The sequence below is a fragment of the uncultured Thiocystis sp. genome, assembly GCF_903866365.1.
Classification (GTDB): Bacteria; Pseudomonadota; Gammaproteobacteria; order Chromatiales; family Chromatiaceae; genus Chromatium.
Genome location: NZ_CAIPNF010000425.1, coordinates 1 through 4,174 on the forward strand (window position 1 = coordinate 1; position 4,174 = coordinate 4,174).

A 4,174-nucleotide genomic window follows, 5' to 3' on the forward strand; every position below is an offset into this window, starting at 1 on the left:
CATCGATGTCAGTACGCCGACGCACAGCGTCCCGAGCAAGGCATCCGCGAACGGGGTCTACACCATGATCTTGAGCTTCGAGCATCCGCAACCGCTGCTGCGCCGCTTCGTCGACACGCAGCTGGAAAAGCTGCTGTGCGCGCAGTTGGCGGGAACCGCGGACCGGCATCGGAACGTCGCCCCGAGGTTTCCGCACGTCGCCAAACCAGTGGACAAACACCGCGCGGAAAAGGGCTGGCTGGAGCGCGAATTTCCCGATCTTCTCGACCGGATCGCGGCCTGTTGGGGCGATGTTCCGGCCTTTCGACATTTGTTTCGGGAACTGATCCTGGGCGATGTCGGTCAACCGGGCGGCTGGTCGGAAGCGGTGTGGGTGGACTTGACGTGGTTGCAGGAGGTCCATGCCCGCGTTTTTGCGTCTTGAGGATCGGGGATCGCGCCGCGTCCGACCAGCCGCGCCGCGCCACACGTCCAATCGAGACTGAAATGATGCCTGTGGAGCGGGCCGTGGCGGTGGACCGGTCAACGCCGGTCGACGAATCACCCCGCGTCGAAGCAGGAAAGACAGGCCGCGAGGGCTGTCCGGCCAGGTTCCGTCGCCTGGGAATCCTCGTCTCTTTAGAGCGAGGAGGATGTCAATGGGAGTGCGGTTAGTGACCTGCGGACACTTGCTGTCCGCCACCCCCACATCGAATTCGCTATGAGAGTTCGAGGTTTTTTGTGCAAAAAATAAAAAGTTTTATTAAAATAGGATTTTTAACAAACAGGAACCACGCCAATGCTTCAGACGTTGCGCAAAGCCGGCGGCTCACTCGTGATGACGGTGCCCAAAGCGTTTATCGACCAAAATGGCTTAAGCGAAGGCTCACAGGTCGAGCTTCACTTGCTTGGCAAGACGATGACGATCGAAGCACCTGCCCGTCCGCGTTACAAGCTCGCCGACCTGATCGCCGAGATGCCAGACGGCCTTCCCCGCGTTGTCGGCTGGGATGACATGCCCTCGGTCGGTCTGGAGCGTGGCTGATGGCGTTTGTGCCGAACCGTGGCGACATCGTGCATCTCGATTTCGACCCGTCCTCTGGCCGGGAAATGACCGGCCCGCACTTCGGCCTGGTCCTGAGTGGCAAAGTCTTTAACCAGCAAGGCTTGGCCATGATCTGCCCGATTTCGCAGGGCGCGGCGACGGCGGCGCGCACGCATGGAACGGTGGTGACGCTGATCGGGGCTGGAACGCAGACGCAGGGGGCCGTTCACTGCCACCAGTTGAAGTCGCTGGACTGGCGTGCGCGGAATGTGCGCCTCAAGGAGGTGGCGCCCCAGTGTCTCGTCGACGACGTTCTCGCAAGAGTTGAAGCGATCTTGTTCGACTGAGGTCCATCGCCCGCGCGTACCGGGCCGACCGCTGGAACTGGATCCCAACCCGAATTGAAACTGCCAGCGCCGGCAGACATCAAATTCCGCACCGGTGCTCGGAGAGCATCCCGGTCGCGTCGTGGTAGGAAATACGAACATCGCCGGTCACGCCTTGCAGGGCCAGACGGTTAATGATCCTCGTGCGGTTGACGTGGCCCTGATCGGTACGACTTCCCCCATCCCAGACGACGATCGTGATGCGGCGCGCGCGCATCTGCAGCCCCGCTTCGTAACCGACCCGCCACCAGCCACGACGTTCCCTCCCGAGATGCTCGGGCGGCTCGCGATCAACGAGACGATTGCCGAGGCGCTGGCGACCGAGCGTCAGGCCCACCGCATCGCCGGCGGCATCGTCGACGTTCTCGGGCGCATAGGGCCGCATCTCAATGCCGCGTCCCGCTCCACTTCCAATCCGACGCCTCGACGATCGTCTCGGCGAGCAGGCGACCGTCCGCCATCTGGCAAAAAATTCGCAATCTGCCGTCCGGCAGAAGCTCGGCGCTCTCGTCGGGAATGTCCTCTGCCGCGATCCCGCCTGCGGCGGTCGCGAGCCATTGAGTTACCGCGCGCTCGCTGAGAAGGATGTCGTCGATGAAATTTTCCATCAGGCGCACGCCCAGGCGCGCGGGACTGGCGCATCGATTCGTCGCGCCTGTCGCAAGGGCGGCGGCATGATGGGCGCGCCAAGCTGCGCGAATGCTTCGGCATGCGTTTGCGCGCGGCGCGCGGTCGCCTGGATGTCCAGGTGCTGCGCCGGACGTAGCTTGTCGTCATCCACGAAGGTGACGAGCGCCCAGCAATCGGGGTCGTCCTGTGCCGGGGCCGCGATCACCGCGCCGCCGGGCATTCCCAGGAGCCGATTCCCATCGACCCCGCCGTCGATCGCGGCATTCCACAAGGCGGTGTAGATCGCCGGCCCCAGACTTTGAATCGCCGCGACCGGCTGGTCGAGATTCAGGCGTTGCAGGGTGCGCTCGATCAGATGATGCGTCAGGCGCACGGGGATTTCGACCGGGTGGACCTCGCAATGGCGCGCATTGAGCAGGAACGCGATGCCCTGCCAACCCTCGGCCCAGGTCTCCGGCTGACGCCACACGCCCATGACCATCGCCACCTCCTGTTTGCCGTGGCCGTGACGCTTCGATTCGATCACGACGAAATGCGGTTGGCGTTCGATTTCGAGCAGCGACTGGCGCATCCAGGCCCCACGCGTGCGCACCGCAGGGGGTGGGCGCAAGGGCCGTTCGGGACGCTGATCCAAGCGGCGCACGTAACCGCGGTACAAGGCTCTGGCGATCGATGCGTGCATGGGGCGTCTCTCTTTTGACCAAGCTGGCGGACGGCCAGCGAGCGAATGTGTCGACCTTAAACGTCGCGCCATCGCGCGTCAAGAGCGTATTATATATATCGTTTTACGGATTCAGTAAAGTGCTATGATTGCCCGCTAAAACCGATCCCACGCACGTCGCGACAGGCGCGCTTCATCGAGAGGATTCATTCCATGGCCGACCTTTTCGACTTCGATTACACCACCGAACAGCAGGGGATCATCGCGTCGCACGCCGACACGCTCTCGATCAATGCCTTTGCGGGCACCGGCAAGACGGCAACGCTCGTGGGCTTTGCGCAGGCGCGACCCCAGCAACGGATGCTCTACCTGGCGTTCAACAAGTCGGTGGCGGAGGCGGCGAAACAGCGGTTTCCCAGTCATGTCGACTGCCGCACGTCGCATTCGCTGGCGTTCGCGACCTTCGGCAGTCGCTACAAACATAAGCTCGGACAGCCGCGCTCCTTGCAAGCGCGCACGGTGTTGCAGGCGACGACGCCGAGGCGCAACCCCGACGAGGCGCTGCTCTTCGCCGATCAAGCGTGACGCGCCGTGACGCGCTTTCTGATCTCCGGGAATTCGGCGCTGCGTCTGGAGCCTGTCGGGCTGTCGCCTGCCGGGACGCGCCAGTTCGATCCCCAGGAAGTTCTCGCCGCCGCCCAGCGGCTCTGGGACGCGATGCAGGATGTCAACATCGCGGCAATGCCGATGCCGCACGATGGCGATCTCAAGCTCTATCAACGCTCCAAACCCGATCTGCGGAAGTACGACGTCATCCTGCTCGACGAGGCGCAGGACACCAATCCCTGTCTGTTTCAGGTCTTCAACCGCCAGCAGACCGGGCGCGTCCTGGTCGGGGACGCGCACCAGAACATCTATGCCTTTCGGGGCGCGATGAACGCGATGGATCGCCTGGACGGGGAACGCCATGCGCTGACGGCCAGCTTTCGGTTCGGCTCGGCGATTGCCGGCGTGGCGAACGCGCTCCTGGGCACGTTCAAAAACGAACCGCTGACCCTGGAAGGCTGGGGCGGCCCCAGTGCGTGCGGTCCCGCCAGCGACGATCTGCAAACCGCCTATCTGCACCGCACCAACGCCGGCCTGATCGAGCGCGCCATCGGCTTGCTCCAGGCAAACGCGCGCGCCCGGATTCATTTCGTGGGCGGGGCGTACAACGACCATTTCGAGACCCTGCGGGACGCCTGGCGGCTGATGGACGGCGAGCGCGGCACGATGCGCGATCCCTTCATGCGCGCCTTCGAGACCCTCGGCGATCTCGAAGCCTATGCCGAAGCGACCGAGGATCGCGAGATCCAGGCGCGCTTGTCAGTGGTCAAAAAATACACTGACCGACTTCCCGGATTGCTCGATCAGTTGACCGCCGCCGACGAAGCGGATCCGGCCCGTGCCGTGGCCTCGCTCACGACGGCGCAC

7 protein-coding genes and 1 pseudogene are annotated in these 4,174 nt (G+C 63.7%); 5 read left to right on the forward strand and 3 right to left on the reverse strand.

The features are described 5' to 3' along the window. The 3 genes and pseudogenes from QZY07_RS23325 to QZY07_RS23335 all read left to right on the forward strand — a co-directional run. A pseudogene (locus QZY07_RS23325) lies at positions 1–424 on the forward strand (hypothetical protein); the annotation flags it as partial. A gap of 354 nt (positions 425–778) precedes the next feature. After that, positions 779–1,024 (forward strand): AbrB/MazE/SpoVT family DNA-binding domain-containing protein, encoded by a 246-nt coding sequence (locus QZY07_RS23330; protein ID WP_201096117.1) that lies wholly within the window; start codon positions 779–781, stop codon positions 1,022–1,024. Then, positions 1,024–1,371: a type II toxin-antitoxin system PemK/MazF family toxin gene (locus QZY07_RS23335; protein ID WP_295408127.1), complete on the forward strand. Its 348-nt coding sequence runs from the start codon at positions 1,024–1,026 to the stop codon at positions 1,369–1,371. Before QZY07_RS23330 ends, QZY07_RS23335 begins: the two co-directional genes overlap by 1 nt. Before the next feature lie 79 nt (positions 1,372–1,450). Here the strand turns inward: QZY07_RS23335 and QZY07_RS23340 are convergent, their stop codons facing one another. Genes QZY07_RS23340 through QZY07_RS23350 form a run of 3 tightly spaced genes read right to left on the reverse strand, consistent with a single transcriptional unit; the run spans position 1,451 to position 2,722 of the window. Next, positions 1,451–1,795 (reverse strand): hypothetical protein, encoded by a 345-nt coding sequence (locus tag QZY07_RS23340; protein ID WP_295408129.1) that lies wholly within the window; start codon positions 1,793–1,795, stop codon positions 1,451–1,453. A gap of 1 nt (position 1,796) precedes the next feature. Continuing rightward, complete coding sequence (locus tag QZY07_RS23345; RefSeq protein WP_295408131.1) at positions 1,797–2,018, reverse strand: hypothetical protein; 222 nt, start codon at positions 2,016–2,018, stop codon at positions 1,797–1,799. After that, on the reverse strand, positions 2,018–2,722 hold the full coding sequence (locus QZY07_RS23350) for a hypothetical protein (RefSeq protein WP_295408133.1): 705 nt from the start codon (positions 2,720–2,722) through the stop codon (positions 2,018–2,020). Before QZY07_RS23350 ends, QZY07_RS23345 begins: the two co-directional genes overlap by 1 nt. A gap of 192 nt (positions 2,723–2,914) precedes the next feature. Here QZY07_RS23350 and QZY07_RS23355 point away from each other — a divergent pair, with 192 nt between their 5' ends. After that, positions 2,915–3,286: a hypothetical protein gene (locus QZY07_RS23355; RefSeq protein ID WP_295408135.1), complete on the forward strand. Its 372-nt coding sequence runs from the start codon at positions 2,915–2,917 to the stop codon at positions 3,284–3,286. 6 nt (positions 3,287–3,292) lie between these two features. Next, on the forward strand, positions 3,293–4,174 hold an 882-nt coding region (locus QZY07_RS23360; RefSeq protein ID WP_295408137.1), incomplete at its 3' end, for a UvrD-helicase domain-containing protein.

What these genes read in the sequence shown, in the direction of transcription:
- QZY07_RS23340 (WP_295408129.1), bottom strand. Translation starts at nt 1,795, where the DNA reads ATGCGGCCCTATGCGCCCGAGAACGTCGACGATGCCGCCGGCGATGCG.
- QZY07_RS23330 (WP_201096117.1), top strand. Translation starts at nt 779, where the DNA reads ATGCTTCAGACGTTGCGCAAAGCCGGCGGCTCACTCGTGATGACGGTG.
- QZY07_RS23335 (WP_295408127.1), top strand. Translation starts at nt 1,024, where the DNA reads ATGGCGTTTGTGCCGAACCGTGGCGACATCGTGCATCTCGATTTCGAC.
- QZY07_RS23345 (WP_295408131.1), bottom strand. Translation starts at nt 2,018, where the DNA reads ATGGAAAATTTCATCGACGACATCCTTCTCAGCGAGCGCGCGGTAACT.
- QZY07_RS23355 (WP_295408135.1), top strand. Translation starts at nt 2,915, where the DNA reads ATGGCCGACCTTTTCGACTTCGATTACACCACCGAACAGCAGGGGATC.
- QZY07_RS23350 (WP_295408133.1), bottom strand. Translation starts at nt 2,722, where the DNA reads ATGCACGCATCGATCGCCAGAGCCTTGTACCGCGGTTACGTGCGCCGC.